Here is a 25,374-nt window from a genome sequence, read left to right as displayed (position 1 = left end):
CCGGCGCAACGGTGCAGGCCACGCAGCGCGCAACACTCTTGTTAGCTTCGCCGCATGCGCGTCGTCTCCCTCCTCCCCGCCGCCACCGAGATCGTCGCCGCCCTGGGCGCCGCCGACCGCCTGGTCGGCATCACGCACGAGTGCGACTTCCCGCCGACGCGGTGGCGGGCCGCCCGTGCGTCACGCGCGCCGCGATCCCCGCGCACACCGACGGCGCGTCGGCCGGCGCGATCGACGCCGCGGTGCGCGCGCTGGCCGCGACGGGCGCGCCGCTCTTCGCGCTGGACGAAGCCGCCATCGTCGCCCTGCGCCCCGACCTCCTGCTGACGCAGGCGCTGTGCGACGTCTGCGCGGTGTCGGAGGGCGACGTGCGGGCGCTGGCCGCGCGCATGGGCGACGCCACCGGCGCCGCGCCGCGCATCGCGACCCTCGGCGGCACCACGCTGGAGGGCGTCCTGGGCGACGTGCGCGCCGTCGCGGCGGCGCTGGGCCTGGACGCGGTGGGCGAGGCGCTGATCGAGGCCGCATGGGCGCGCGTGCGCCACGTGCACGAGACGCTCAAGGCGGCGCGGGCGCCGCGCCCGCGCGTGGCGGTCGTCGAGTGGACCGATCCCGTCTTCCTCGCGGGCCACTGGGGCCCGGACCTCGTGCGGCGCGCGGGCGGCATCGACGTGCTGGGCACCGTGGGCGCGCACTCGACGACCGTCGCGATCGACGCGCTGGCCGCCGCCGATCCGGACGTCGTGCTTGTCGCGCCGTGCGGCTACGACCTCGCGCACGCGGCGGCCGAGGGCCGCGCGCTGCTGGCGGACGCGCGCTGGGCGTGGCTGCGCGGGCGCGCGGTGTGGGCGCTCGACGCCAACGCCTTCCTCAGCCGCCCCGCGCCGCGCCTCGTGGACGGCGTGGAGCTGGTCGCGCGGCTGCTGCACCCCGCGCTCTTCGGCGCGCCCGACCCGGCGCGCGCGACCCGCCTGGCCTGAGCCGGCCGGCCGTCCGCGGCCGCTCAGCGGCCGCTCAGCGCGGCTTCGCGGTCATCCAGAGCCGGACGGCGACGAGCACCAGGAAGACCGCGAAGGCGCGCTTCGCGTGCACCGGCGACAGCAGCTGGTTGAGCTTCGCCCCGCCGTAGGCGCCGAAGAAGAGCCCCGCGGCGAGCAGCAGCGACGACCGCACGTCGAGGTTCCCGTTGCGGTAGTACTCCCACGCCCCCAGCGCGCCGACCGGCAGCAGGAGGGCGCCGAGCGAGGTGCCGGTGGCGGCGGCGGGCGTCATCCGCGCGAAGAAGAGGAGCGCCGGCACGATCACGACGCCCCCTCCGATGCCGAACAGTCCCGACAGGACGCCGGCCGCCAGCCCGATGCCGAAGAGGAGGAGGAGCATGGCCGGAAGTCTCCGGCGCCGTGACGCCACGGGCAAGCGGTCGTCGGAGAGACGCGCCTCCTGATGGCGCCGAAGTCATCAGGGTTGACAGCCGTCCTCCCCTCCGCGTTCGTCCCCGGATGCTCTCCGAGACCTCCTACGCCTTCCTGAAGCGTCTGCTCGAGACCCCCGGCCCCTCCGGCTTCGAGCGGGCGCCCGCGCGCGTCTGGCGCGACGAGGCCCGCGGCTTCGCCGAGGTGCACGGCGACGTCATGGGCAACAGCTTCGCCGTCGTGAACCCCGGCGGCTCCCCCACCATCCTGCTGGCGGGCCACATCGACGAGATCGGCCTGATCGTCACCTGGATCGACGACTCGGGCTACGTCTACTTCGCCCCGATCGGCGGCTGGGACCCGCAGGTGCTGGTCGGCCAGCGCGTCCGGCTGCAGGGCCGCGACGGCGAGGTGCTGGGCGTGGTCGGCAAGAAGCCGATCCACCTCATGAAGCCCGACGAGCGCGAGAAGGCGTCGAAGATCACGGACCTCTGGATCGACATCGGAGCCACGAGCAAGGCCGAGGCGCAGGCGCGCGTGCACGTCGGCGACGCGGGCGTGATCGACGCCCGGATGATCGAGATGCCGAACGGCCGCATCGTCTCGCGCGCGATCGACGACCGCGTGGGCGCGTTCATCGTGCTCGAGGCGGCGCGGCGCTATGCGGAGAAGCCGGGCGCGGCGCGCGTGGTCGCGGTGGCGACGACGCAGGAGGAGATCGCGTGGCGCGGCGGCGGGGCGATCGTGGGCGCGGTGCACGTCTCGCCGGCGATGTCGGTGGTGGTGGACGTGACCTTCGCCAGCGACCACCCCGGCATCGAGAAGAAGGAGCACGGCGAGGCGTCGCTCGGCGGCGGCCCGGTGCTGACGCGCGGCTCGATCGTGTCGCCGGTCGCGTTCGGCCTGCTGCGCGACGCGGCGGAGACGCTGAAGCTCCCGTACACGGTGCACGCGGCCGGCCGCGAGTCGTTCACGGACGCGGACGCGATCCACAACGCGCGCGAGGGGATCGCGACGGCGCTGCTGTCGATCCCGAACCGCTACATGCACTCGCCGAACGAGATGGTCGCGCTGGAGGACCTGGAGCGGGCGGCGGACGTGATCGCGGAAGCGTGCCGGCGTGTAGACTCCAATACGGACTTCACCGATCGTTGAACTGCGGAGGACGGAACGGCGGACGACGGTACGGCGGAGGACGGAACAGCGTGAAACGGTGAGGCGGACCTTCCAGGCTTGAAGCTTCAAGCCACGAGGGTCCGCCTTTTCGTTTCACGCCCTATCGTCCTCCGCCCTATCGTCCTCCGCCGTTCCGTCCTCCGCCGTTCAGACGGCGACGAGCCGCTGCGCCGCCTCCCGCACCGCCGGATCGTCATCCTCCAGCACCGACCGCAGCGTCCCGTTCGCGCCCGGGCCGCGCGCCACCACCAGCGCCTCCAGGGCGGCGATGCGGAAGCTCGCGGGGCGCGGGCGCATGCCGGCCGGCAGCGCGGCGCGCACCAGCTTCTCCACCGCGTCGGGCGTGCCGAGTCGCCCCAGCCCCGCCAGGAGGCCGAGCTGCACGTCGTCGTCCTCCTCGGCGTCCAGCGCGAGCGAGAGCGGCGTGGCGACGCGCGCGTCGCGATTGCGGGCGAACGCCTCCACCGCGTGCAGCCGCACGCGCGGCGAGCGGTCGTGCAGCATCTGCTGCAGCGCGAGGCGCGCGGTGCGCGTGTCGAGCTTCGCCAGCGCGCCCGTCGCCGCCTCGCGCACGCGCTCGTCCGGATGGTCGAGCAGCCGCGCCAGCGCCGCGTCGGCGCGCTCGGCCTCCATCTCGCCCAGCAGGCAGGCCGCGTTGCGCACGATGTACCACTGCGAGTGCCCGAGCGCGCCGATCAGGATCGGGATCCCCGCGCGGAGCTGCACGATCGCGTCGAAGTAGACGCGCCGCTCCTCCATCGCGTCGGCCGCCATCAGGAACGCGATCAGCGTCGCGCCGCCCGTCGGGCCGCAGCGGTCGATCGCCTCCAGGTGCGCGCGGTACGTGGCCGGGTCGCCGACGGTCGTCGGCAGCAGGCGCGTCACCAGTCGCAGCACCGCCGGCGTCGAGAGCGCGTCGATCACGCGCCCGATGCTCGCGCGCACGACGTCGGCCTCGGCCTCGCGCTCCGCGCGCACCAGCCCCACCAGCACCGCCGTGAGCGGGAGCGCCTCGCCCGCCGCCTCGTGGGCGTCGGCGAGCGACTTCAGCACCTCGAGCGCCTGGTGGGCCTCGTGCACCGCCACCGGCGTCACCGCGCCGCGCAGGCGGAAGAGCTGCCGGGTGATCGGCGCCTGCTGCGCGGCGGGCACGGCCAGGCCCGAGCCCTCCGCCTCGGCCTCCGCGACGCGCGAGATCGTCACGCGCCAGAGCCGCAGCGACCCGACGCGCCGCTCGAACGCGGCCTCGTCGGGCGCGGGCGCCTCGGCCAGCAGGCGCGCGCACTGCAGCAGCTCGACCGCGGTCGCGTGCTGGCGCACCTCCAGCCGCCGGATCCCGTGGGCCTCCATCCGCTCGCGCAGCGGGTCCGCGCCATCGCGGGCCGCCATGCCGTCGATGAGGAGGCGATCGCCCTCCCGCTGCCAGAGCACCGTGCCCTCGCGCGCCGCCGCCGCCAGGCGCCGCAGCGTCGCGCGCACGTCGTCGGGCCGGCTGCCGGGGGTGCGCAGCTGCCGGACGAGCCGGGTCAGGTGGTCGGTGGCGTCCTGCTTTCGCATGCTCTCCAGTGTCGGCCGCTTTCATGACGACTTTAGCACGATCCGTCACACTTGCCGCGCCCTGCCCCGCGGACCGGAGCCGCGCGCCGGCCCGGCGTTAACATTCGAGCGCGCGGCGGCCGGCGGCCCGGCTCGCGGCGCCGACTCCCGCACCCCGTGCCGCCCCGTCCCGCCCCGCCATGTCGCCCGTCGCTGCCCGCCCGCTCGCCCTCGCCGTGCTGCTCGCCGCGCCGCTCGCGGCCCTCCCCACGGCGCTGGCGGCGCAGGCGCGGCCCGTGTCCGCCTCGGCGGCCCAGGAGCGGCTGCGCCGCGACATCGCCTACCTGGCGTCGGACCGGCTCGAGGGGCGGTTCACCGGCTCCCCCGGCAACGACTCCGCGGCCGCGTACATCGCGCGCCGTTTCGCCGCGCTCAAGCTGACGCGCGTCGTCGAGAGCGAGGCGTGCGCCGGCCAGCGCGTCACGCTCCGCATCGACGGCGCGCGGCCCGTGCCCGCGCGCCTCGCCGTCGACGGCCGCGTGCAGGCCGAGAGCGCGGGCGAGGTCGCGTCCGGCGTGGCGCCGGCGTGCGCGTCGTACCTGCAGCGCTTCGAGGCGCGGCCGGCGGCGCTCGCGCACGCGGGACGCGCCGGCGGGCTGGCGACCCAGAACGTCGTCGCCACGATCCCCGGCACCGACCCCGCGCTGCGCGGCCAGGTCGTCGTGCTCGGCGCGCACTACGACCACCTCGGGCGCGAGAAGATGTTCTCCACCGACCCGAAGGCGGAGGACGCGATCCGCAACGGCGCCGACGACAACGCGTCCGGCACCGCCGCGGTGATGGAGCTCGCGCGCCGCTTCGCCGCGAAGCCGGGACGGCGCACCGTCCTGGTCGTCGCCTTCAGCGGCGAGGAGCTCGGGCTCCTCGGCTCGCAGTGGTTCGTCGAGCACTCGCCCGTGCCCGTCGACAGCATCGCCGCGATGCTGAACTTCGACATGGTCGGCCGGCTCACGAACGACAGGCTGCTGGTGTACGGCACCGCCACCGCGACCGAGCTGCCCGCGCTGCTCGACTCCGCCAACGCCGCGGGGCCGCGGCTGCAGGTGAAGGGGATCGGCGACGGCTTCGGGCCGTCGGACCACAGCTCCTTCTATACGAAGAACGTCCCGGTGCTGCACTTCTTCACCGACCAGCACGCGGACTACCACGCCGCCACGGACGACGCCGCGCGCATCAACGTGCCGGGCACCGCGCGCGTCGTGGACCTCGCGGACGCGATCGCCCGCAACCTCGCCGACCGGCCCGCGCGCCTCACCTTCCAGCGCGCGCCCACGACGCAGCGCATGGCCGGCCCGCAGAGCAGCCAGGGCCCGCGCCCGTACCTGGGCTCGATCCCCGACATGTCGAGCGACGGCGTGCAGGGGCTGCGCCTGCAGGGGATCACGCCCGGCAGCCCGGCGGACAAGGCGGGGCTCAAGTCCGGCGACGTGGTGGTCGAGATGGACAGCATGCCCATCACGGACCTCTACACCTACACGGACGCGCTGTACGCCCACAAGCCGGGCGACGTCGTGCGCGTCGTCGTGCTGCGCGCCACCACGCCCGGCGCCCCGCCGGAGCGCGTGACCGCCAGCGTCACGCTCGGCCAGCGCGGCCAGTGACGGCGCCGCGGCCGAGCGACGACACGCGCGCGGGCGGGCTCCTGGACGCCGCGCTGCTCCCCGACGTGCCGGCGGCGGGCGCCCCGCTCACCGGTGCCACGCGCCGGCGTCCGGATGGCGCGTCGCTCTGGCTGCGCCGCATCGGCGCGCTGCTGTTCTGGGCGTGCGCGCAGGTCGTCTTCCTCATCCCGCAGCTCCACATCCCGCCGGCCGTCGGCGTCCTGCTGAACGGGGCGATCGCGGCGGGCTTCGTGTGGTGGTTCGTGGCGCGCCGCGCGGCACGCGCCGACCGGCGCCGCCTCGCGACCTTCCGCATCCGGCCCGTCGCGCCCGAGGCCGCGCGCTGGATCGTGCCCGCCGCCGCGGCGATGGTCGCCGTCGTGATGGCGGCGCTCGTCGTGCTGCCGCGCTTCATTCGCATCCCGCCCGACAAGACGACCTTCCTCGACGCCTACCTCGACCAGCCGCTCGGCCCCGCGGCGGTGTTCGTGATGGTCGCGGTGATCGCGCCGCTGCTGGAGGAGTTCGTCTTCCGCGGCTGGATGCAGCGCTCGCTCGAGCGGCGCACGGCGGCGTGGACGGCGATCGCCCTCACCGCGGCGACGTTCGGCGTCGTGCACGGCGACCTGTTCGGCCTCCCGCTGCGCATCGCGTTCGGCGTGGCCTCGGGCTACCTCGCGTGGCGCACCCGCTCGATCTGGCCGAGCGTCGTGCTGCACGGCGCGTACAACGGCTCGCTGGTGATGCTGAGCGGCGCGCTGCCACAGATCGACGAGCACACGCTCGACCGCTGGGCCCACACCGACGCGGTCTTCTTCCCGGCGCTGGTGGCGCTCGCGCTCGCGTCGCTGACGCTCGCCTGGGCCGTGCGCGGGATGGGCGACGCCGCCGCGCGCGTGCGCGCCCGCCGCGCCCTCGACGCGGGTCGCACGCGCCGGCATCTTCCCGGCTGACGGGCGCCCGCGCACGGCGGGCGCCGCGCGCCCACTCGTGCCGCCGCCCGCCATGCTCCGCCGTCCGCTCGCCGCCACGCTCCTCCTCGCCGCGGCGCCACTCGCCGCCCAGACGCCGGCCGCGCCGGCCCCCGCTGCGACCGTGCTCCGCGCCGCGCGGCTGTTCGACGGCACCGGATCGACGCTCGTGCGCAACGGCGTCGTCGTCGTGCGCGGCGACCGCATCGTCGCCGCCGGCGCGGCGGACCGCGTGACCGTGCCCGCGGACGCGCGCGTGATCGACCTCGGCGACGCGACCCTGCTGCCCGGGCTGATCGACGCGCACGTGCACCTCACCGGCGAGATCGACGGCAACTTCGACCGCGCGGTGAAGGACCTGCCGGCGATGGAGGCGCTGTTCGGCGCCGCCAACGCGCAGAAGACGCTGATGGCGGGCTTCACGACGGTGCGCGACGTCGGCGCGGGCGACTTCACGAACGTCGCGCTCGACCGCGCGACCTCGCTCGGCATCATCCCGGGGCCGCGCATCATCGCCGCGGGCCACTCGATCGGCATCACCGGCGGCCATTGCGACGTCACGGGCTACGCGCCCGGCATCCTCGAGCAGGGCCCCGAGGACGGCGTCGCCGACGGGCCGGACGCCGCGCTGCGCGCGACGCGCTACCAGATCAAGCACGGCGCGAAGGTCATCAAGATCTGCGCGACGGCCGGCGTGCTGTCGTTCGAGGAGTCGGTGGGCGCGCAGCAGCTCACCGAGGCCGAGATGCGCGCGATCGTCGAGGAGGCGGGGCGGCACGGGCTCAAGGTCGCCGCGCACGCGCACGGCACCGAGGGGATCAAGGCCGCCATCCGCGCCGGGGTCGCGTCCATCGAGCACGGCTCGATCCTCGACGACGAGGCGGTGCGCATGATGAAGGAGCGCGGCACGTACCTCGTGCCGACGCTGCACCTGAGCGAGGCTATCGCGCTCGACAAGCTGCCCGCGCCCATCCGCGCGAAGGCCGAGTCGGTGCTGCCGAACATGCGCACGAGCTTCGAGCGCGCGGTGCGCGCCGGCGTGAAGATCGCCTTCGGCACCGACGCCGCCGTCATCCCGCACGGCACCAACGGCCGCGAGTTCGGGACGATGGTGAAGTTCGGCATGACGCCGGCGGACGCGCTGCGCGCCGCCACCTCCGGCGCCGCCGACCTGCTGGGCCGCCGCGACCTCGGCGCGCTCGCGGCCGGGAAGCTGGCCGACGTCGTGGCGGTGCCTGGCGATCCGCTGCAGGACGTCCGCGTGATGGAGCGCGTGTCGTTCGTGATGAAGAACGGCGTGGTCTATCGGGCGCCCGCCGGTACGCAGACGGTCAGTCGGTGACGCCGCACGTCGGCGCTCCGCGCTCGGCGCTCGCTCCGCCGCCGCGAACGGGCCGAGCGCCGAGCGCGGAGCGCCGAACGGCCCGGGGAGCCGCGTAGTCGTGCCGCTCCATCTCTGGAGCTCGGCCGCCTACGCGATCCCCCTCCCCGACGGCCACCGCTTCCCGATGGCCAAGTACGCGCTGCTGCGCGACGCGGTGCTCGCGGAGGGGCTGGTGCCGCGGGAGCGGCTGCACGATCCGCCGCGCGTCCCGCTCGACGACCTGCGGCTCGTGCACACCGCGGAGTACGTCGCGCAGGTGACGACCGGCACGCTCCCCTACATCGAGCAGCGGCGCATCGGGCTGCCGTGGAGCGAGGCGTTCGTCGAGCGCGCCTACCGCGTGGTGCGTGGCACCTGCGAGGCCACGGAGGCGGCGCTGCAGCACGGCGTCGCGATGAACCTGGCCGGCGGCACGCACCACGCCTTCCCGCACCGCGGCGAGGGCTTCTGCACGTTCAACGACGTCGCGGTCGCGATCCGGCGGCTGCAGCGCGACGGGCACGTGCGCCGCGCGGCGGTGGTGGACCTGGACGTGCACCAGGGGAACGGCACGCACGCCTGCTTCGCCGACGACCCGGACGTGTTCACGTTCAGCATGCACGGCGCGCGCAACTTCCCGTTCCACAAGGTGCCGGGCACGCTGGACGTGGAGCTGCCCGATGGGACCGGAGACGCCGCGTACCTCGCGCAGCTGGCCGAGCACCTGCCGCGCGTGCTGCACGCCGCGCGGCCGGACCTCGTGGTCTACCTGGCCGGCGCCGATCCGCACGTGGGCGACCGGCTGGGCCGCCTGGCGCTGTCGTTCGAGGGGCTGCGGCGCCGCGACTGGATGGTGCTGGAGAGCTGCCGCGAGGTGGGCCTGCCGGTGTGCGTGACGATCGCCGGCGGCTACGGGAGGAACGTGCACGACACGGTCGCGGTGCACCTGAACACGGTGCGGCTCCTCGCGCAGTTCGCGTGACGCGCGTTCGACGCGTCTGACGCCCGCTCAGAACTCCCACGCGATGCCGGCCGTCGGCAGGCGCGGGATCATGTTGTCGGACACGCGGTACAGGCGCACCTGCCGGCGCTGCCCGTCGACGTCCGCGTTCGTGTAGTAGGCGCCCACGTTCCGCGTGTTCAGGACGTTGAACACCTCGGCGAACACCGACACCCGCCCCCGCCGCGTGTCGAACCAGCGCGTCCAGCGCGCGTCCACGCGGCGGTAGTCGGGCAGCCGCTCGGAGGCCAGCGCGCCCGCGCGGCGCGTCATGAGCAGCCAGAACACCTGCGGGTCGTTCTGCACCGTGTCCACGTCGGCCAGCTGCGGCGTGAACGGCCGGCCCGTGTGCCACATGCTCGCCACGCTCAGCCGCCAGCGGTTCGACGGCGGATGATACGACCAGTCCAGCCGCGCGCCGTGGCGCTGGTCGGTGAGGCGCGGCACGTCGCGCCCGTCCACGCGATCGGTCGCCGACGCCAGCGTGTAGCCCGCCGTCCAGTCCAGCCGCCCGCGCCCGTCGCCGGCCAGCTGCAGCTCGACGCCCCGCGCGCGTCCGGCCTCGGCGGCGACGAGCACGCGGTCCCACAGCAGCTCGGGCACCAGCTCGCCCACCGAGCCGCCCACGTTGGCGAAGCGCGGCCGGCGCGGCGCGACGCGCTGGTCGTACAGCTCCGCGCGCGCGGTGATGCCGCGCGGCAGCAGCTGCGTGAGCCCCAGCACGCGCTGCGTCGACCGCTCGGCCCGCGACGGCGCGGTCTCGCCGTCCTGCACCTGGATGCCGGCCAGCGGCTGCGACTGCGAGTAGCGCCCCCACGCGGCCCGGAGCGCGGTGCCCGCGCGCGGCTGCCACGACACGTTGAGCCGCGGACTCGTGATCGCGTCGCCGGCCACCGAGGCGCGGTCGTGGCGCAGCCCGACCTCGACCGCCAGCGCGTCGACGGGACGCACGCGCTGCGCGAGGTAGACGCCCACGCGCGTGCCGGAGAGGGCGCGCTGCGCGGCCACCGTGTCGCGCCGCGTCGCGATCCGTCCCGGCGCGGCGACCGACTCGCGCAGCAGCCACCGCGCGTAGTCGTAGCTCGCCGACTCGCGCCGCGCGTCGACGCCCCACTTGAGCAGCGCGCGCGGGGACACGTCCAGCTTCCAGTCCTGCCGCACGCCCAGCACGTCGAGCACGCGGCGGTCGTCGATCGCGGCGCTCGGCCCGCGCCTGCCGAACGCGTCGAGCTCCAGCGCGTCGGCGTCGCGCCGCCACGTCAGCCGCCCGACCGACGCCACCGTGCGCTGGCGCAGCCGCGCGTCGGGGCGCCCGTCCCACGTCAGCCACGCGTAGCTGCTGGCGTAGCCGCTGAGCAGCGAGCCGTCGTCGCTGTCGCGGAACACCAGGTCGTCGCCGGCGCGCAGCACGTGCGCCGCGAGCCGCCCGCCGCCGCGCAGCGTGTAGTCGGCCTTGGCGAACGCGTCGTAGTAGCGCGGCCGCAGCGAGTCGTGCATCGACGTCAGGCGCATCGCGATGTCGAGGTAGCCCCGCCGCGCCGAGACGAGCCAGCCGCCGCGGCCGCGCGCGAAGCCGCCCTGCGACGACGCGCGCGCGTTCATGATGCTGAGCCCCAGCGCCGTGCGCGTGCGATCGCGCCGCGGCTCCACCGACCGCATCGTGAACACGCCGCCCAGGCGATCGCCGTACTCGGCGGCGAACCCACCCGTCGTCAGCTCCACCGCGCCGATGGCCGACGCATCGAGGATGGAGAGCGCGCCGCCGCCGATGTCCTTGAGGTGGAACGGCTCGATCAGCTCCAGACCGTCGAACGAGACGTACAGCTCGTCGCCGCCGAAGCCGCGCACCGAGAACGCCGCCGCGAACTCGTCGGTCGAGACGCCGGGCAGCTGCCCGACCGCGCGATAGATGTCCTCACCGAGCTGCGGCGCGGCCTCGATCTGCGCGCGGCTCATCGACGGCGCGGCGTCCGCAGCGCCGTCCATGACGCCGTAGTGGCCCGGCGTCACGACGACGGTGCCGAGCGGCGTGGGCGCGCGCTCCAGCGCGACGCGCACCGAGTCGGCGCTCTGCCCGTCGACCGTCACCGGGCCGAGCAGCGCCGGACGGTACCCCATCTGCACGACGCGCACGCGGTAGGTGCCGGTCGGCACCGTGCCGAAGGCGAAGCGGCCGTCGCTGCGCGCCGTGGTCGTGAAGCGCGTGCCCAGCAGCTCGACGCGCGCGCCCGCGAGTGCGGCGCCCGTTCCCGCGTCCCGCACGTGCCCCTGCACCGTGCTCGCGCGCGGCGCGGCGCTGGGACGCGCTACCAGCACGACGCTGCCGCTCGGGGACGCCATCGCCGCGAGTGGTGCGCCGTCCAGCAGTCGCAGGATCGCCGCGGCCGCGGAGATGCGTGCGGCGCGCAGCGTCACCGGCCGGTCCACCCCCGGCAGCGAGCGGTCGAACGCGATGCTGAGCCCCGCCTGCCGCGCGACCTCCTCCACCGCGGTGGCGAGCGGCGTGCGGACGACCTCGAGCGTCACCATCGCATCGAGCGGCGCGGGCGCGTCGGCACGGAGCGGCTGGTAGCCGGGCGCAGTCGCGGGCGCCCGCGTGGGCTGCGTACGCGCGACGGCGGGAGCGCCCAGCGCGATCAGCAGGAGCGAAGCACGCATCAGGGGGAGAGAACGTCGCGCGCTCATCGCGGCCTCGCGGCATGGAGGGTGACCGTGCGTCCACTGCGCTCCCAGCGCGCATCCAGTGCGAGCGCCAGCGCGTCGAGCACCTGCGCCAGCGGCGCGTCGTGGAAGCGCGCGACGACGCGCCGCGTGGCGAGCTGCCGGTCGGCCAGCACGACGTCCACGTCGTACCAGCGCGCCAGCCGCGGCATCGCGTCGGCGAGCGTCACGTCCTGCAGCGCGAGCGTGCCCGACGCCCACTCGGTGTACGCGCCCACGTCCGGCACCGGCTGCACCACGGCCTCGCCCGTTGCGCCGAGCCGCGCGCGCTCGCCGGGGCGCACGAGCGCGCTGTCGCGGGCGTCGCGCCGGTGCAGCGACACGAGCCCTTCCGCCACCACCACCTCGACGGTCGGCGACGCGGTGGACGCGCGCACCACGAAGCGCGTCCCCAGGTCCTGCGCCAGCGCATGGCGCGCGTGCACGCGGAACGGCCGCAGCGCGTCGTGCGTCACCTCGAAGTAGCCCTCGCCGTCCAGGAACACGTCGCGCGGGCCGCTCGCGCCGCCGAGCGTGGCGGCGTGTCGCAGCCGGCTCCCGGCGTGCAGCGTGACGCGCGAGCCGTCGGGAAGCGTGACCGAGGTGCGCCCCTCCGCCGGCGCCACGACGGTGGACATCGCGACCGGGGCATCGGCGCTGGCCGCGCGGCGTCGCGTCGTCTCGCGCCACGTCGCCACCCCCGCCGCGGCGAGCAGCATCGCGGCCGCCGCGCGCCACGGCACCCGCCGCGGTCGTCGCGCGGGCTCGCGGGCCTGGGCGCGCAGCGGCAGCACGTCGCGTCGCACGCGCGCGGTCACCCGCGTCCACGCCGCATCGGCGTCCCAGGCCGCGGCATCCGTGCCGCCCTGCCGCAGCGTGCGCAGCAGCGCGTCGTTGCCGGGCGCCGCGGACCGCCACGCGTCGATCGCGCGGAGGTCCTCGGGCGTCGCCTCGCCCGCGAGGAAGCGGTCGATCGTCTGCCAGTCGGGTCGGTCGGACATGGAGGGCTGGGGTGGGTCGCTGCATCTCGGACAGGCGAGATCGCGAAAACCCCACACGGCCCCCGGCTAGCGCTCGCCGAGCAGCCCCCGGAGCGCCCGCAGCCCGCGCGCGAGCTGGTTCTCGACGCCCTTCGTGGAGATCCCCATGACGGTGGCGATGTCCGCGTAGCTCAGCTGCTCGCGCCAGCGCAGCTGCATCACCAGCCGGCAGCGCTCGGGCAGCGACGCCATCGCGGCGTTCAGCCGCGCGTGCAGCTCGGCCTGCTCCAGCGCGGCGTCGGCGGATGGCGGCGACGGATGCAGCGTGATCTCGTCGGCCCGTCCTTCCGCATCGGCCCAGTCGCGCTCCACGGCGTGGCGCGCGCGCAGGTTCAGCGCGCGGTTGCGTACGGCGGCGAACAGGTAGGCGCGCGCCGACGCGCCGCCGCCGCGCAGGGCGAACCGCTCGCGCCGTTCCCAGAGCGCCGCGAACAGCTCCTGCACCAGCTCCTCGGCCAGCGCGCGCTCGTGGACGTAGCGCACCGCGAAGCTGCACAGCGCCGCGTAGTGCGCGTGGAAGAGCGCCGCGAACGCCGCCTCGTCGCCGGCACGTGCCCGCGCGACCGCGTCCGCGAGCGCGGGCGGCGTCGGCGGACCGTGCGGATCGGACGACGGCATCGTCGCGACGGAAGATGGGATGGCGGGGCGCGGCGGCAGCGGCGGGGCCGCTGATTTGTCCCCGCGCGCGGCGCCGCGCAACCGCCGCGCGCGACCGCGGTTCGGTTGACGCCGTACGGGATCGCGCGGCGAGGATGGCGCGCGGGTTGCGCACCCCTCGGCCTCCCACATCCGGAGTCACCGATGAATCCGATCCTTCGCACCACCCTCGCGGCCGCCGCGCTCGCGCTGGCCGCCGCCTGCGGCGGCCGCGAGTCCGCGACCGCCGATTCGGCCGCCGCGGCGACCGCCGCCGACAGCGCGGCGCTGCAGTCCACGCCGGCGCAGCCGCAGGGCCCCATGAACATGGTCGACAGCGGCACCAAGGCGCCCACGACCGGCGACTCGGCACGTCCGGACACCATGCGTACGGACAGCCTGCGCGGCGACACCGCCCGCCGCCCGTAGCGGCAGCGCGCACGACGACCGGTTGACGGCGGGGCGTGCGCGGGGTGACCCTCCGCGCATGTCCCCGACCATTCCCCCGCCGCGCGAGAGCGGCACCGTCCCCGCGAACGACGTCCCGCTCTACTGGGCCGCGTGGGGTCCGTCCGGCGCGCCGCGCATCCTCGTGCTGCACGGCGGCCCGGGCGCGCACCACGACTACCTGCTCCCTCAGCTGCTGCGGCTGGCCGAGCGGCACGACGCGGTGTTCTACGACCAGCGCGGCGGCGGACGCTCCAAGTTCGACAACCTCGCGACGGTCACCTGGCGCACGCAGGTCGAGGACCTCGCGCACGTCGCCGACGCGCTGGTGGACGGGCCGCTGCACCTCGTCGGCTACTCGTGGGGCGCGCTGCTGGCGATGCTCTACGCGCTCGAGGCGGCCGGCGTGCACCTGCCCGTCGTCGGCGCGCCGCTCGGCGAGGTGCATCGCGTCATCGCGCGCCCGCCCGCGTCGCTGACGCTCATCGACCCGGCGCCGCTGTCGCGCACGCACCGAAACGACTTCGAGACCGAGTTCGCGCGCCGCCAGCAGTCGTCGGCCGTGCAGGCGCTGCGCGCCGAGCTGACGGCCAGCGGCCTGCGCGAGCGCGATCCCGACGCCTACCGCCAGCGCGCCTTCGAGCTGAGCGTCGCCGGCTACTTCCACGACTCGGCCCGCGCGCGCGACCTGACGCCGTTCCGCGTCACCGGGCGCGTCCAGCAGTCGGTGTGGGAGAGCCTGGGCGACTTCGACCTGCTGCCGCACCTGAAGGCGATCACCTGCCCGACGCTGATCGTGCACGGGCGGCAGGATCCGATCCCCTTGGCCTCCGCCGAGGCCGCGGCGCGGGCCATCCCCGCCGCCCGGATCACCGTGCTGGAGGAGAGCGGCCACGTCCCGTACGTCGAACAGCCCGACGCGCTCTTCGCCGCCGTGCTCCCCTTCCTCGCCGAGGTCACCGGGGCGTGACGCAGCTCGCTCCGGCGCGCGGAACCCGCCTGTCCTCGAGGCGTGCGTCGCGGGAGCGGAATGTGTCGCGCGGGCGGGAGGCGAGGGGTACTCCGCCGGCTCGGAAATTGGCCGGTCGGAGCCTCGCCGCACGCGGCGCGTGCGCGAGTCTCCTCATCGGCCAATTTCAGGTCGCTCGGCTCCGCACCCCTCGCCTCCCGCGCCAGGCATCGTTGCATCGCGACCGCGCGCGGCGGTGGGTGGGTGGGGGTGGCCGCCGAGCGACGCTCCGATCGCAGCAAGGAGACTGCGGCGCGCAGCGCACGCGGGCTCCGCAGCGGCCGCGATCGGCCGGAGCCGGCGGTCACCCCCACCCACCCACCGCGGCACACCGACGGCGGGCCTGGGCAAGAACGATCGCGCGCTGAACCGCGGGGCGCGCCGACCGCGGCCGCGACGGCTAGATTGTGGCCATGGATCCGCGCACGGCCGCACATGCCCTGACCCGCATCGCCGCGCTGCTCGAGCTGCGCGGCGAGAACCGGTTCAAGACGCGCGCGTACCTGGCGGCGGCGCGCGCGGTGCTCGGCCTCGACACCGACGACCTCGGCCCCCTGCTGCGCAGCGGCGAGCTGGAGACCGTGCCGGGGATCGGGCCGGCCACCCTGTCCGTGCTGCGCGAGCTCGTCGAGGAGGGCGACTCGTCGTACCTCGAGCGGCTGGCCGACGACACGCCCGAGGGGCTGATCGAGATGCTCCGCATCCCCGGCCTCGGCACCGCGAAGATCCACGCCATCCACGCGGGGCTCGGGATCGAGACCGTGCAGGAGCTGACGCAGGCCGCGATGGACGGGCGGCTGGCGTCTCTCAAGGGCTTCGGCGAGAAGACGGCCGAGCGGATCCTGAAGGGGATCGCGTTCCTGAAGGAGAGCGGCGCGCGCGTGCTCTTCCCGCAGGGCGCCACCGAGGGCGCGCGCCTGCTCGCCGACGTGCGGCGCCATCCCGACGTGCTGGAGGCCGCGGTCGCGGGGTCGATCCGCCGCCGCCGCGAGGTCGTGTGCGACGTGGACGTCGTGGCCGCCGTGCGCGGCGCGCCCGCCGCGGTCGCGGGCGCGTTCGCGCACGCGCCGGGCGTGAAGGACGCCGTCGGCGCGGGCGGGCGCTCGGTGCGCGTGCGCTACGTGGACGGCACGCAGCTCGACCTGCACTGCGTGCGCCCCGAGCAGTACGGCGTCGCGCTCTGGCGCGCGACCGGCAGCGCGGAGCACGTCGCCGAGGTGACGCATCGCCTGCACGCACGCGGCTTCACGCTCGCGGGCGACGAGCTGCGCGACGCCGACGGCCACGTCGTCCCCGTGCCGGACGAGGCGTCGCTGTACGCGCGCGCGGGGCTCGCGTTCGTCGTGCCCGAGCTGCGCGAGGGGCGCGGCGAGGTGGACGCGGCCGCGCAGGCGGCGCTCCCCGGCCTCGTCGAGCCGGCCGACATCCGCGGCGTGCTGCACTGCCACTCGCAGTACTCCGACGGTGCGGCGACCATCGCCGAGATGGTCGAGGCGGCGCAGGCGCGCGGCTGGCGCTACCTGGGGATCACCGACCACTCGCAGAGCGCGTCGTACGCTGGCGGCCTGTCGCCCGACGCGGTGCGCCGCCAGCACGACGAGATCGACGCGCTGAACGCCGCGCTCGCGGCCGATGGGAATTCCTTTCGCGTGCTGAAGGGCATCGAGGCCGACATCCTCCCGTGCGGGAGCGTGGACTACGACGCGCGCACGCTCGACGCGTTCGACTACGTCATCGGCAGCATCCACTCGCGCTTCGGCATGGGCGAGGCGGAGATGACCGCGCGCGTGCTGAAGGCGCTCGACGATCCGCACCTCACCATCCTCGGGCATCCCACGGGGCGGCTGCTGCTGACGCGCGAGCCGTACGCGATCGACATGCAGGCGATCATCGAGAAGGCGGCGGAGGTGGGCGCCGCGATCGAGCTCAACGCCGACCCGCATCGCCTCGACCTCGACTGGCGGCTCTGCCGCGAAGCGAAGCGCCTGGGCGTGCCGATCGAGATCGGGCCCGACGCGCACTCGCCGCGCGGGCTGGACAACGTGGAGTTCGGCGTCGGCATCGCGCGCAAGGGGTGGCTGGAGCCGGGCGACATCCTGAACGCGCGGTCGGCGGACGACGTGCTGGCGTTCGCGCGCCGCCGCCGGGAGGCGTCGCGTGCCGGCTGACGCGCCCGCGCCGCGCGCGCCCCGCCGCAAGGCGATCCTCAAGCGCGACCTCCCCGCGCACGCCACCGCCGTCTACGCGGGGCTGGCGGAGCTGCACCCCGACGCGCACTGCGAGCTCGATCACCGCGACGCGTTCGAGCTGCTGTGCGCGACCATCCTCAGCGCGCAGTGCACCGACAAGCGCGTGAACCTGGTGACGCCGGCGCTGTTCGCGCGGTATCCCGATGCGCGCGCCCTGGCCGACGCGCGCCAGGAGGACGTCGAGGAGCTGGTGAAGTCCACGGGCTTCTTCCGCAACAAGGCGAAGAACCTGATCGCGATGGCGCGGGCGCTGGTGGCCGACCACGACGGGCAGGTGCCGGCGACCATGGACGCGCTGCGCGTGCTCCCCGGCGTCGGCCGCAAGACCGCGAACGTCATCCTCGGCAACGCGTACGGCATCAACGAGGGCGTGACCGTCGACACGCACGTGCAGCGGCTCAGCCAGCGCCTCGGGCTGACGAAGGAGAGCGATCCGGTGAAGGTCGAGCAGGCGCTGATGCCGCTCTTCCCGCGCGAGTCGTGGGCGATGCTCTCGCACCTGCTGATCTTCCACGGGCGCCGCGTGTGCGACGCGCGGAAGCCCCGCTGCGGCGACTGCGCGCTGGCGGCGCGCTGTCCGTCGGCGGGCACCGGCTGACCGGGAGCCCGCGCATGGTCCCCGCGACGACGCTGCTGGTCTCGACGTACAACTGGCCCGAGGCGCTGGAGCTGGTGCTCCTCTCCGCGCTCGCCCAGCAGCTGGCGCCGTCGCAGCTCGTCGTCGCCGACGACGGCTCGCGCGAGGAGACGGGCGCGATGGTGCGCGGGCTGGTGCCGGCGTTCGCCGCGCGCGGCATCGCGCTGCTGCACGTCTGGCAGGAGGACGCGGGCTTCCGCAAGGCGCGCATCCTCAACGCGGCGCTGGCGCGCGCCACCGGCGACTACGTCGTGCAGATCGACCAGGACCTGATCCTCCACCCCGCGTTCCTGGCGTCGCACGCGGCGTTCGCGCGGCGCGGCTCGTTCGTGCAGGGGAGCCGCGTGCTCGTGCGCCCCGAGCGCACGCGCGAGGCGATCGCGCGGCGCGAGACGCGCTTCCACGCGCTCGACGCGGGCCTCAAGAACCGCGTCAACGCGCTGCACCTGCCGTGGCTCTCGGCCCTCGTGCCGACGTCGCAGGAGCACCTGCGCGGCACGCGCGGCGTCAACTTCGCCTTCTGGCGCGACGACGCGCTGCGCGTGAACGGGTGGAACGAGGAGTTCGAGGGGTGGGGGCGCGAGGACAGCGAGTTCGCCGCGCGGCTGCTCAACGCGGGGCTGGTGCGCCGCAAGCTGAAGTTCGCGGGCGTCGGCTACCACCTGTGGCACCCGGAGTGCTCGCGGCACGCGGTGCCCGAGCAGGAGCGCGCGCTGCACGAGATCGTCGCGGGGCGCGTGGTGCGCTGCGCGCGCGGGCTCGACGCGCACCTCGAGGCGCACCTCGAGGCGCACCTCGACGTGCGCGCGCCCCGCGTCGATCCCACGCCGTGAGCGCGGCATGACGGCGCCGACGACGTCGCTGCTCGTCTCGACGTACAACTGGCCGGCGGCGCTCGCGCTCGTGCTGCGCTCCGCGCTCGCGCAGCGGCAGCGGCCCACCGAGGTGCTGGTGGCGGACGACGGCTCGCGCGACGACACCGCGGCGCTCGTCGCCTCGCTCGTGCCGCGCTTCGCCGACGCCGGCGTGCCGCTCGTGCACGTGTGGCATCCCGACGAGGGCTTCCGCCTCTCGGCCATCCGCAACCGCGCGCTGGCCCGCGCCACCGGCGACTACGTGCTGATGGTCGACGGCGACTGCGTGCTGCACCCGGGCTTCGTGGCGTCGCACGTCGCGTTCGCGCGGCCCGGCACCTTCGTGCAGGGGAGCCGCGTGCTCGTCGACCAGGCCCGCTCGGCGCGCGCGCTGGCGGCCGGCGACACGCGCTTCGGCGCGTTCGACCGCGGGCTGCGCAACCGCCACTACGCGCTGTCGCTGCCGCTGCTGTCGCGCCTCGTGCCGCCCAACGCCGATCCGCTGCGCGGCACGCGCGGCTGCAACATGGCGTACTGGCGCGCGGACGCGGTGCGCGTGAACGGCTTCAACGAGCAGTTCGTGGGCTGGGGCCGCGAGGACAGCGAGTTCACGGCGCGCATGCTGGCCGCGGGGCTCGCCCGCCGGCTCCTCAAGTTCGGCGGGATCGTCTTCCACCTGTGGCACGACGAGCGGGCGCGCGCCGCGCTCGACGGCAACCACCAGCTGTACGAGGCGATCGTGCGCACGGGGGCCAGCCGCGCGGCGGAGGGGCTGGACCGCTACCTGCCTGCGGGGCGGGCGGATTAGCTTTGGACGTCCTTCACCAGCCCACATGACCAAGCGCGCCACCTTCGAGACCAACAAGGGCACCATCGTCGCCGAGCTCTACGAGGCCGAGGCGCCCAAGACCGTCGCCAACTTCGAGAAGCTCGCCAACGACGGCTTCTACGACGGGGTGAAGTTCCACCGCGTGATCCCGGAGTTCGTGATCCAGGGCGGCGACCCGTACACCAAGGGCGGGGAGCACGCCAAGGGCCCCGTCGGCACGGGCGGCCCGGGCTACACGATCCCCGACGAGCTGGTGGGCAACCCGCACAAGCACGAGGAGGGCGCGCTGTCGATGGCGCACGCCGGCCCGAACACGGGCGGCAGCCAGTTCTTCATCGTGCTCAGCGAGCGCAACACGCGGCACCTGAACGGCGTCCACACCGTCTTCGGGAAGGTCGTCGAGGGGCTCGACGTGGTGAAGAAGATCGTGCAGAACGACACCATGACCTCCGTGCGCGTCGCCTGACCGCGCCGTCCCCTCTGTCTCCACCGCTTCCACCGCCATGTCCGCTTCCCACCACGACGTGAGCCAGGACAAGGGTCCGGCGTTCGTCGGCCTGTTCGTCGGCATGATCCTCCTCGGCGCCTTCATGTACGGGATGGTGCAGTTCACCAACGCCCGCTACGCCGGACACGGCGCGGCCGAGAAGGGCGCCGCCGTCGAGGCGCACAAGTAGGACGCGCGTAGGCGGACCGGTTCCCCCGTCCGTCGCGACGCCCCCGCCAGCGCTGCGCTGGCGGGGGCGTCGTCGTTCCGGGCGTGCCGGGGCCCGCTTGCATCGCGCCCCTGAGCCGCTAGCTTTACTGACCGGTCAGTCACCACACGACCGACCATGCACGTCCGGGCGCCTCGGCGCCCTTTCTCGACCCGAGATGATGACTGACCAGTCAGTTGCACATATGACCGTCCGACCGCCGCTCGACTCCGGCCGACGCCGCGCCCCCGACGAGCGCCCCGCGCAGATCGTCGAGGCGGCGCTCGCCGCCTTCGGGGAGCACGGCCTCGCCGGCGCCCGCCTGGACGACATCGCCCAGCGCGCCGGCGTCGCCAAGGGAACCATCTACCTCTACTTCCCGAACAAGGAAGAGCTGTTCCGGGAGGTCGTCCGCCGCACCATCGTGGCCCGCCTCGATCAGGCCGAGCGCGAGCTCGCCGACGCGGCCGCCACCGGGCCGGCCGAGCTGCTGCGCACCTTCATGGCCGGCTGGTGGGAGTTCGTCTGCACCCCCGAGTTCCAGACGGTCTACCGGCTGGTGGTCGGCGAGCTGCACCGCTTCCCCGACCTGGCCGACTTCTACATCCGCGAGGTCCCGGCGCGCGCCCATCGCATCGTCGGCGACGTGATCACGCGCGGCGTGGCCGAGGGCGTCTTCCGTCCGGTCGATCCGGCCGTCGCGACGCGCATGATCGCCTCGCTGCTGATCGCGCAGGCGATGTGGGCCACCAAGGCGCTCCCGCCCGAGCAGCGCGCTGGCGCCTCCGCCGCCACGACGCGCGACCAGGTCTGCCAGTTCGTCTTCCACGCCCTGCGCCCCGACGCCAAGTGCGAGGCGATCCGATGAGCGCCCGCCTTCCCGTCCTCGCCGCGCTCCTCGCGGTCGCGGCTCCCGCGCTGCCCGCGCAGACGCCCGCGCCCGTCCGTCCCGACACGCAGCTCACGCTCGGCCAGGCCGCGCGGCTGGCGGCGGTCCGCAGCGCGCCCGCGCAGGCCGCGCTGCTGCGCGCCCGCCAGGCCGACGCGCGCGTGACGCAGCGCCGCGCCGACCTGCTGCCGAACGTGACGGGCGCCGCGAGCGACAACACGCGCACCTTCAACACGGCGACGCTGGGCATCGACTTCCCCACCGGCACCAATCCGGTGACGGGGCAGCCGAACCCGCCGGTGTTCGACCCGAACGGGCAGATCATGGGCCCGATCCAGGTGCTCGACCTGCGCGCCCGCGTGGCCGCGCCGCTGCTGGACCTGAGCGCGGTGGAGCGCGTGCGCGCCGCGCGCGGGCAGGCCGACGCCACGCGCGCCGACGCCGGCGCGCAGGCCGAGCAGGCCGCCGCCGTCGCCGCCACGTCGTACCTGCGTGTGCAGCGCGCCGAGGCGCAGGTGGAGAACCGCCGCGCCGACTCGACGCTGGCGGCGGAGCTGGTGTCGATCGCCGATCAGCAGCTGCGCGCCGGCACGGGCGTCGCGCTCGACGTGACGCGCGCCCGCGCGCAGCTGGCCGGCACGCGCGCGCAGCTCATCGCCGCGCGCAACGAGCGTGACCGCACGCGCCTGGAGCTGCTGCGCGCGCTCGACCTGCCGCTCGATGCGGCGATCCGCCTGACCGACGCGCTCACGACGCTCCCGGTCGACGAGACGCTCCCCGACGACGCCACCGCGGTATCGCGCGCGCTCGCGCAGCGCCCCGACCTGCGCGCCGCCGAGCGGCAGGTGGAGGCGGCGCAGCGCCAGATCACCGCCGTGCGCGCGGAGGCGCTGCCCACGGTGGGCGCCTTCGCCGACGGCGGCGCGACCGGCCGCACGGCGAACCACCTGCTCGGCACGTACACGTGGGGGCTGCAGGTGTCGGTCCCCGTGTTCGACGGCTTCCGCCGCGGCGCGCGCGTGGAGGAGACGCGCGCGCAGGCCGACGAGGCCGAGCTGCGCCGCCGCGACCTGCAGGCGCAGGCCGCCGTCGAGGTGCGCGGCGCGCTGCTCGACCTGCGCGGCGCGCGCGAGCAGCTCGTCGCGGCGCGCGAGCGGCTGCAGCTGGCCGAGCTCGAGGTGTCGCAGGCGCGCGACCGCTTCCGCGCCGGCGTCGCCGGCAACGCGGACGTGGTCACGGCGTCGCAGAGCCTCACCGGCGCACGCACTGCGTACGTCGATGCGCTGTCGCTGTACCAGTCCGCGCGCGTCGCGCTGGCCCGCGCGCAGGGCGCCGTCACCCAGCTGCCATGAGCCGCGAGATGACGCGCCCGCATCCCGATTCGCCCTCCCCCACGTCCGGGTCGCCGTCCGCGCCCGCCGCCGCTTTCCGTCCGGAGATCCGCATGTCCGCCGCCACCGCCCAGTCGCCACGCCGCGAGGAGCCCACGCCGATCGCGCCGCTGCCACCCGCCGCCGCGCCCGCCGCCCCGGCGGCCCCTGCGAAGGGCTCGCGTCGCAACGTCGTGCTGCCCGTCGTCGCCGTGCTCGTGCTCGCGGGCGCGGCGTGGGGCGGCAAGCAGTGGATGTACGCGCAGGCGCACGAGTCCACCGACAACGCGCAGGTCGACGGCCACATCGTGCCGGTGATCGCGAAGGTCGGCGGCTACGTGAGCGCCGTCAACGTGGTCGAGAACCAGACCGTCGCCGGCGGCGCGCCGCTGGTGCAGATCGACGACGCCGAGTACCGCGTGCGCCTGTCGCAGGCGGAGGCCGACCTGGCCGCCGCGCAAGCGACGGCCGGCACCGGCGGCCAGGTCGGTCAGGCCGAGGCGCAGGTGCAGACCGCGTCCAGCCAGACCGCCGCGGGCCGCGCGCAGGTGGAGGCCGCGCGGGCGACGCTCGCGCGCGCCGAGAGCGACTTCCGCCGCTACCAGGAGCTCGCGGCGCAGCAGATCGTGTCGCAGCAGAGCCTCGACGCGGCGCGCGCCGCCGTCGCGGTCGCGCGCGCGCAGCTCGCGGCCACGCAGCGGCAGACCACGGCCACCGGCGCGGGCGTCGAGAACGCGCAGGCTGGCGTGCGGCTGGCGCGCGCGCGCCTCGCGGGCGCGCAGGCGCAGCGCGAGAACGCCGCGCTGCAGCTCTCGTACACGAAGGTCACGGCGCCCGCGTCGGGCCACGTCTCCAAGAAGACCGTCGAGGTCGGGCAGCTCGTGCAGCCGGGTCAGACGCTGATGTCGATCGTCGCCGACACGGGCGTGTGGGTGACGGCCAACTACAAGGAGACGCAGCTGCGCGGCCTGCGCGTCGGGCAGCCGGTGGAGATCGACGTCGACGCCTACGAGGGCGCGAAGGTCGAGGGCGTCGTCGAGAGCATCGGCTCGGCCACCGGCGCGCGCTTCGCGCTGCTGCCGCCCGACAACGCGACGGGCAACTTCACCAAGGTCGTGCAGCGCGTGCCGGTGCGCATCAAGGTGACGCGCGGCCTCGGCGCCGAGCGGCCGCTGCGCCCGGGCATGAGCGTCATCGCGCACGCCCGCACGCGCTGAGTCAACGGCTGACGCGCCACGCATCATGGCTACCGCCGTCCCGCCCTCCGCGCACGCGGAGGGCATCGAGAAGTACCGCTGGCTGATCCTGCTCGGCCTGATCACGGCCGCGGTGATGGAGGTGCTCGACACCACCATCATCAACGTCGCGCTGCCGCAGATGGCCGGGAACCTCGGCGCCACGTCGACCGAGATCGCCTGGGTGAGCACGTCGTACATCCTGGCGAACGTCGTCGTGCTGCCGATGACCGCGTTCTTCACCGAGACGTTCGGGCGCAAGCGCTACCTGACGTTCTCGATCGTGCTGTTCATCGTCGCGTCGTTCCTGTGCGGCACCGCCAGCAGCCTCGGCGAGCTGGTGGCGTGGCGGCTGCTGCAGGGCGCGGGCGGCGCGGCGCTGCTCTCCACCGCGCAGGCGACGCTGCGCCAGATCTTCCCGAAGGAGGAGCAGGGCATCGTCCAGGCGATCTTCCTGCTCGGCATCATCGTCGCGCCCACGATCGGCCCCACGCTCGGCGGGTGGATCACCGACAACTACGCGTGGGCGTGGTGCTTCTTCATCAACGTGCCGATCGGGATCGTCTCGGCGTTCCTGGTGACGACCTTCCTGCACGACCCGCCGGAGCACCAGCGCCGCACCGGCCCGGTGGACTGGCTCGGCATCGCGCTGCTGATCGCGGGCGTCGGCTCGCTGCAGTACGTGCTGGAGGAGGGGAACGCGCACGACTGGTTCTCCGACCAGCTCATCGTGAACCTGTCGATCGTCGCGGCGGTGTCGCTGCTCGGGCTGCTCTGGTGGCAGCTGTCGCCGCGCAACACGCACCCGGTGATCCAGCTGCGCGTGCTGAAGAACCGGAACCTCGCCGCGTCGATCCTGCTGTTCGTCATCCTCGGCTTCGGCCTGTTCGGCGGCGCGATCCTCTTCCCGCTCTTCACGCAGAGCGTGCTCGGGTTCACGCCGACGGAGACCGGGCTCGCGATGCTGCCGGGCGGCCTCGCGACGGCGGCGGTGGCGGTGGTGTGCGGCTTCCTGCTCAACGGCGCGAAGCCCAAGGCCGACGCGCGCGTGCTGATCCTGATCGGCATGGCGCTGATGCTCTGGTCGATGTGGGACCTCGGGCACCTGACGGTCGCCGCCGGAGAGGTGGACGCGCGCCACGCGCTGATCATCCGCGGCGCGGCGCTGGGGCTGCTGTTCACGCCCATCAACAACGTCGCGTTCGGGAGCCTCAAGCCGCACGAGGCGCAGCAGGCGTCGGGGCTCATCAACCTGTCGCGCCAGCTCGGCGGCTCGTTCGGCATCGCGGTGCTGGGGACGTACCTCACGCGGCACACGCAGCTGCACCGCGTGGACCTCGTGCAGAACTACTACGCCGGCAACCCCGCGTTCGAGGAGCGCTTCCGCGCGCTCGTCATGGGCTTCCAGGCGAAGGGCGCCTCGCTCATGGACGCGCAGCAGCGCGCCTACGCCGCGCTCGACGGGACGCTGCAGAAGCAGGCCGCGATGCTCGCCTACAACGACTCGTGGCTGTTCATCCTGCTGTCGTTCCTGTGCGTGATCCCGGCGGTGTTCCTGCTGCGGCGGAACCGCGGCGGCGCGGCGGCGGCGGTGGACGCGCACTGATCGGGCGCTGATCGCGCACGGCACGCGAACGGCCGGACCGCCGGCGACGCCCTCGACAT

Annotated in this window: 23 protein-coding genes; 18 read left to right on the top strand and 5 right to left on the bottom strand. The window is 74.9% G+C overall.

What is annotated here, in order from left to right:
- Window positions 1–140 precede the first annotated feature (140 nt).
- Window positions 141–980: an ABC transporter substrate-binding protein gene (locus rosag_RS18205; RefSeq protein ID WP_284351597.1), complete on the top strand. Its 840-nt coding sequence runs from the start codon at window positions 141–143 to the stop codon at window positions 978–980.
- Between the two features lie 34 nt (window positions 981–1,014).
- Here the strand turns inward: rosag_RS18205 and rosag_RS18200 are convergent, their stop codons facing one another.
- Window positions 1,015–1,380, bottom strand: coding sequence for a sulfite exporter TauE/SafE family protein (locus tag rosag_RS18200; RefSeq protein ID WP_284351596.1), 366 nt, complete (start codon window positions 1,378–1,380; stop codon window positions 1,015–1,017).
- Between the two features lie 119 nt (window positions 1,381–1,499).
- Between rosag_RS18200 and rosag_RS18195 the strand changes: the two genes are divergently transcribed.
- Window positions 1,500–2,567, top strand: a complete 1,068-nt coding sequence (locus rosag_RS18195; RefSeq protein ID WP_284351595.1) for a M42 family metallopeptidase — start codon at window positions 1,500–1,502, stop codon at window positions 2,565–2,567.
- A 168-nt stretch (window positions 2,568–2,735) separates the two neighbouring features.
- Here the strand turns inward: rosag_RS18195 and rosag_RS18190 are convergent, their stop codons facing one another.
- Complete coding sequence (locus rosag_RS18190) at window positions 2,736–4,145, bottom strand: HEAT repeat domain-containing protein (protein ID WP_284351594.1); 1,410 nt, start codon at window positions 4,143–4,145, stop codon at window positions 2,736–2,738.
- Between the two features lie 179 nt (window positions 4,146–4,324).
- Here rosag_RS18190 and rosag_RS18185 point away from each other — a divergent pair, with 179 nt between their 5' ends.
- The 4 genes from rosag_RS18185 to rosag_RS18170 all read left to right on the top strand — a co-directional run bounded on the left by rosag_RS18185 (window position 4,325) and on the right by rosag_RS18170 (window position 9,101).
- Complete coding sequence (locus tag rosag_RS18185; protein WP_284351593.1) at window positions 4,325–5,785, top strand: M20/M25/M40 family metallo-hydrolase; 1,461 nt, start codon at window positions 4,325–4,327, stop codon at window positions 5,783–5,785.
- Window positions 5,782–6,738 (top strand): CPBP family intramembrane glutamic endopeptidase, encoded by a 957-nt coding sequence (locus rosag_RS18180; protein ID WP_284351592.1) that lies wholly within the window; start codon window positions 5,782–5,784, stop codon window positions 6,736–6,738. Before rosag_RS18185 ends, rosag_RS18180 begins: the two co-directional genes overlap by 4 nt.
- 52 nt (window positions 6,739–6,790) lie before the next feature.
- Window positions 6,791–8,098: a metal-dependent hydrolase family protein gene (locus tag rosag_RS18175; protein ID WP_284351591.1), complete on the top strand. Its 1,308-nt coding sequence runs from the start codon at window positions 6,791–6,793 to the stop codon at window positions 8,096–8,098.
- Between the two features lie 100 nt (window positions 8,099–8,198).
- Window positions 8,199–9,101: a histone deacetylase family protein gene (locus tag rosag_RS18170; protein ID WP_284351590.1), complete on the top strand. Its 903-nt coding sequence runs from the start codon at window positions 8,199–8,201 to the stop codon at window positions 9,099–9,101.
- A gap of 27 nt (window positions 9,102–9,128) precedes the next feature.
- On the opposite strand, the gene rosag_RS18165 is transcribed toward rosag_RS18170, so the two are convergent.
- The 3 genes from rosag_RS18165 to rosag_RS18155 all read right to left on the bottom strand — a co-directional run bounded on the left by rosag_RS18165 (window position 9,129) and on the right by rosag_RS18155 (window position 13,477).
- On the bottom strand, window positions 9,129–11,777 hold the full coding sequence (locus rosag_RS18165) for a TonB-dependent receptor (RefSeq protein WP_284351589.1): 2,649 nt from the start codon (window positions 11,775–11,777) through the stop codon (window positions 9,129–9,131).
- 23 nt (window positions 11,778–11,800) lie between these two features.
- The gene (locus rosag_RS18160; protein ID WP_284351588.1) at window positions 11,801–12,820 is read right to left on the bottom strand and encodes a FecR family protein; all 1,020 of its coding nucleotides are present in this window, start codon (window positions 12,818–12,820) and stop codon (window positions 11,801–11,803) included.
- A 66-nt stretch (window positions 12,821–12,886) separates the two neighbouring features.
- Window positions 12,887–13,477 (bottom strand): RNA polymerase sigma-70 factor, encoded by a 591-nt coding sequence (locus tag rosag_RS18155; RefSeq protein WP_284351587.1) that lies wholly within the window; start codon window positions 13,475–13,477, stop codon window positions 12,887–12,889.
- A 183-nt stretch (window positions 13,478–13,660) separates the two neighbouring features.
- On the opposite strand from rosag_RS18155, the gene rosag_RS18150 reads away from it, so the two are divergent.
- From rosag_RS18150 to rosag_RS18095, 12 genes are all read left to right on the top strand, one after another.
- Entirely contained in the window at window positions 13,661–13,924 is a 264-nt protein-coding gene (locus tag rosag_RS18150; protein WP_284351586.1) for a hypothetical protein, read from the top strand.
- Window positions 13,925–13,982: 58 nt separating this feature from the next.
- Window positions 13,983–14,912, top strand: a complete 930-nt coding sequence (locus rosag_RS18145) for an alpha/beta fold hydrolase (protein WP_284351585.1) — start codon at window positions 13,983–13,985, stop codon at window positions 14,910–14,912.
- Window positions 14,913–15,364: 452 nt separating this feature from the next.
- Entirely contained in the window at window positions 15,365–17,119 is a 1,755-nt protein-coding gene (gene polX, locus rosag_RS18140) for a DNA polymerase/3'-5' exonuclease PolX (RefSeq protein ID WP_284351584.1), read from the top strand.
- Between the two features lie 34 nt (window positions 17,120–17,153).
- Window positions 17,154–17,798, top strand: a complete 645-nt coding sequence (gene nth / locus rosag_RS18135; RefSeq protein WP_345784853.1) for an endonuclease III — start codon at window positions 17,154–17,156, stop codon at window positions 17,796–17,798.
- Between the two features lie 14 nt (window positions 17,799–17,812).
- Window positions 17,813–18,670, top strand: coding sequence for a glycosyltransferase family 2 protein (locus rosag_RS18130; RefSeq protein ID WP_284351582.1), 858 nt, complete (start codon window positions 17,813–17,815; stop codon window positions 18,668–18,670).
- A 7-nt stretch (window positions 18,671–18,677) separates the two neighbouring features.
- Window positions 18,678–19,499 carry a glycosyltransferase family 2 protein gene (locus tag rosag_RS18125; protein WP_284351581.1) on the top strand — a complete coding sequence of 274 codons (822 nt, stop codon included), beginning with the start codon at window positions 18,678–18,680 and terminating at the stop codon, window positions 19,497–19,499.
- A gap of 25 nt (window positions 19,500–19,524) precedes the next feature.
- Window positions 19,525–19,986: a peptidylprolyl isomerase gene (locus rosag_RS18120; protein ID WP_284351580.1), complete on the top strand. Its 462-nt coding sequence runs from the start codon at window positions 19,525–19,527 to the stop codon at window positions 19,984–19,986.
- Between the two features lie 37 nt (window positions 19,987–20,023).
- Complete coding sequence (locus rosag_RS18115; RefSeq protein WP_284351579.1) at window positions 20,024–20,197, top strand: hypothetical protein; 174 nt, start codon at window positions 20,024–20,026, stop codon at window positions 20,195–20,197.
- Window positions 20,198–20,420: 223 nt separating this feature from the next.
- Complete coding sequence (locus tag rosag_RS18110) at window positions 20,421–21,083, top strand: TetR/AcrR family transcriptional regulator (RefSeq protein WP_284351578.1); 663 nt, start codon at window positions 20,421–20,423, stop codon at window positions 21,081–21,083.
- Window positions 21,080–22,456, top strand: coding sequence for a TolC family protein (locus rosag_RS18105; protein ID WP_284351577.1), 1,377 nt, complete (start codon window positions 21,080–21,082; stop codon window positions 22,454–22,456). The genes rosag_RS18110 and rosag_RS18105 overlap by 4 nt, the downstream gene beginning before the upstream one ends.
- Window positions 22,457–22,548: 92 nt before the next feature.
- Window positions 22,549–23,691 (top strand): HlyD family secretion protein, encoded by a 1,143-nt coding sequence (locus tag rosag_RS18100; RefSeq protein ID WP_284351576.1) that lies wholly within the window; start codon window positions 22,549–22,551, stop codon window positions 23,689–23,691.
- 25 nt (window positions 23,692–23,716) lie between these two features.
- Entirely contained in the window at window positions 23,717–25,315 is a 1,599-nt protein-coding gene (locus rosag_RS18095; RefSeq protein WP_284351575.1) for a DHA2 family efflux MFS transporter permease subunit, read from the top strand.
- The last annotated feature ends 59 nt before the right edge of the window (window positions 25,316–25,374 follow it).

The organism is Roseisolibacter agri, from assembly GCF_030159095.1.
In the GTDB taxonomy this organism is placed as follows: Bacteria; Gemmatimonadota; Gemmatimonadetes; order Gemmatimonadales; family Gemmatimonadaceae; genus Roseisolibacter; species Roseisolibacter agri.
Note: the sequence above shows the minus strand (reverse complement) of the source record. Positions and strands in the feature narration are given on the sequence as shown.

Coding starts and splice junctions, on each gene's coding strand:
- rosag_RS18175 (WP_284351591.1), top strand. CDS start 6,791: ATGCTCCGCCGTCCGCTCGCCGCCACGCTCCTCCTCGCCGCGGCGCCA.
- rosag_RS18200 (WP_284351596.1), bottom strand. CDS start 1,380: ATGCTCCTCCTCCTCTTCGGCATCGGGCTGGCGGCCGGCGTCCTGTCG.
- rosag_RS18155 (WP_284351587.1), bottom strand. CDS start 13,477: ATGCCGTCGTCCGATCCGCACGGTCCGCCGACGCCGCCCGCGCTCGCG.
- rosag_RS18120 (WP_284351580.1), top strand. CDS start 19,525: ATGACCAAGCGCGCCACCTTCGAGACCAACAAGGGCACCATCGTCGCC.
- rosag_RS18160 (WP_284351588.1), bottom strand. CDS start 12,820: ATGTCCGACCGACCCGACTGGCAGACGATCGACCGCTTCCTCGCGGGC.
- rosag_RS18110 (WP_284351578.1), top strand. CDS start 20,421: ATGACCGTCCGACCGCCGCTCGACTCCGGCCGACGCCGCGCCCCCGAC.
- rosag_RS18150 (WP_284351586.1), top strand. CDS start 13,661: ATGAATCCGATCCTTCGCACCACCCTCGCGGCCGCCGCGCTCGCGCTG.
- polX (WP_284351584.1), top strand. CDS start 15,365: ATGGATCCGCGCACGGCCGCACATGCCCTGACCCGCATCGCCGCGCTG.
- rosag_RS18165 (WP_284351589.1), bottom strand. CDS start 11,777: ATGCGTGCTTCGCTCCTGCTGATCGCGCTGGGCGCTCCCGCCGTCGCG.
- rosag_RS18105 (WP_284351577.1), top strand. CDS start 21,080: ATGAGCGCCCGCCTTCCCGTCCTCGCCGCGCTCCTCGCGGTCGCGGCT.
- rosag_RS18130 (WP_284351582.1), top strand. CDS start 17,813: ATGGTCCCCGCGACGACGCTGCTGGTCTCGACGTACAACTGGCCCGAG.
- rosag_RS18145 (WP_284351585.1), top strand. CDS start 13,983: ATGTCCCCGACCATTCCCCCGCCGCGCGAGAGCGGCACCGTCCCCGCG.
- rosag_RS18100 (WP_284351576.1), top strand. CDS start 22,549: ATGTCCGCCGCCACCGCCCAGTCGCCACGCCGCGAGGAGCCCACGCCG.
- rosag_RS18185 (WP_284351593.1), top strand. CDS start 4,325: ATGTCGCCCGTCGCTGCCCGCCCGCTCGCCCTCGCCGTGCTGCTCGCC.
- rosag_RS18125 (WP_284351581.1), top strand. CDS start 18,678: ATGACGGCGCCGACGACGTCGCTGCTCGTCTCGACGTACAACTGGCCG.
- rosag_RS18115 (WP_284351579.1), top strand. CDS start 20,024: ATGTCCGCTTCCCACCACGACGTGAGCCAGGACAAGGGTCCGGCGTTC.
- rosag_RS18190 (WP_284351594.1), bottom strand. CDS start 4,145: ATGCGAAAGCAGGACGCCACCGACCACCTGACCCGGCTCGTCCGGCAG.
- rosag_RS18195 (WP_284351595.1), top strand. CDS start 1,500: ATGCTCTCCGAGACCTCCTACGCCTTCCTGAAGCGTCTGCTCGAGACC.
- rosag_RS18095 (WP_284351575.1), top strand. CDS start 23,717: ATGGCTACCGCCGTCCCGCCCTCCGCGCACGCGGAGGGCATCGAGAAG.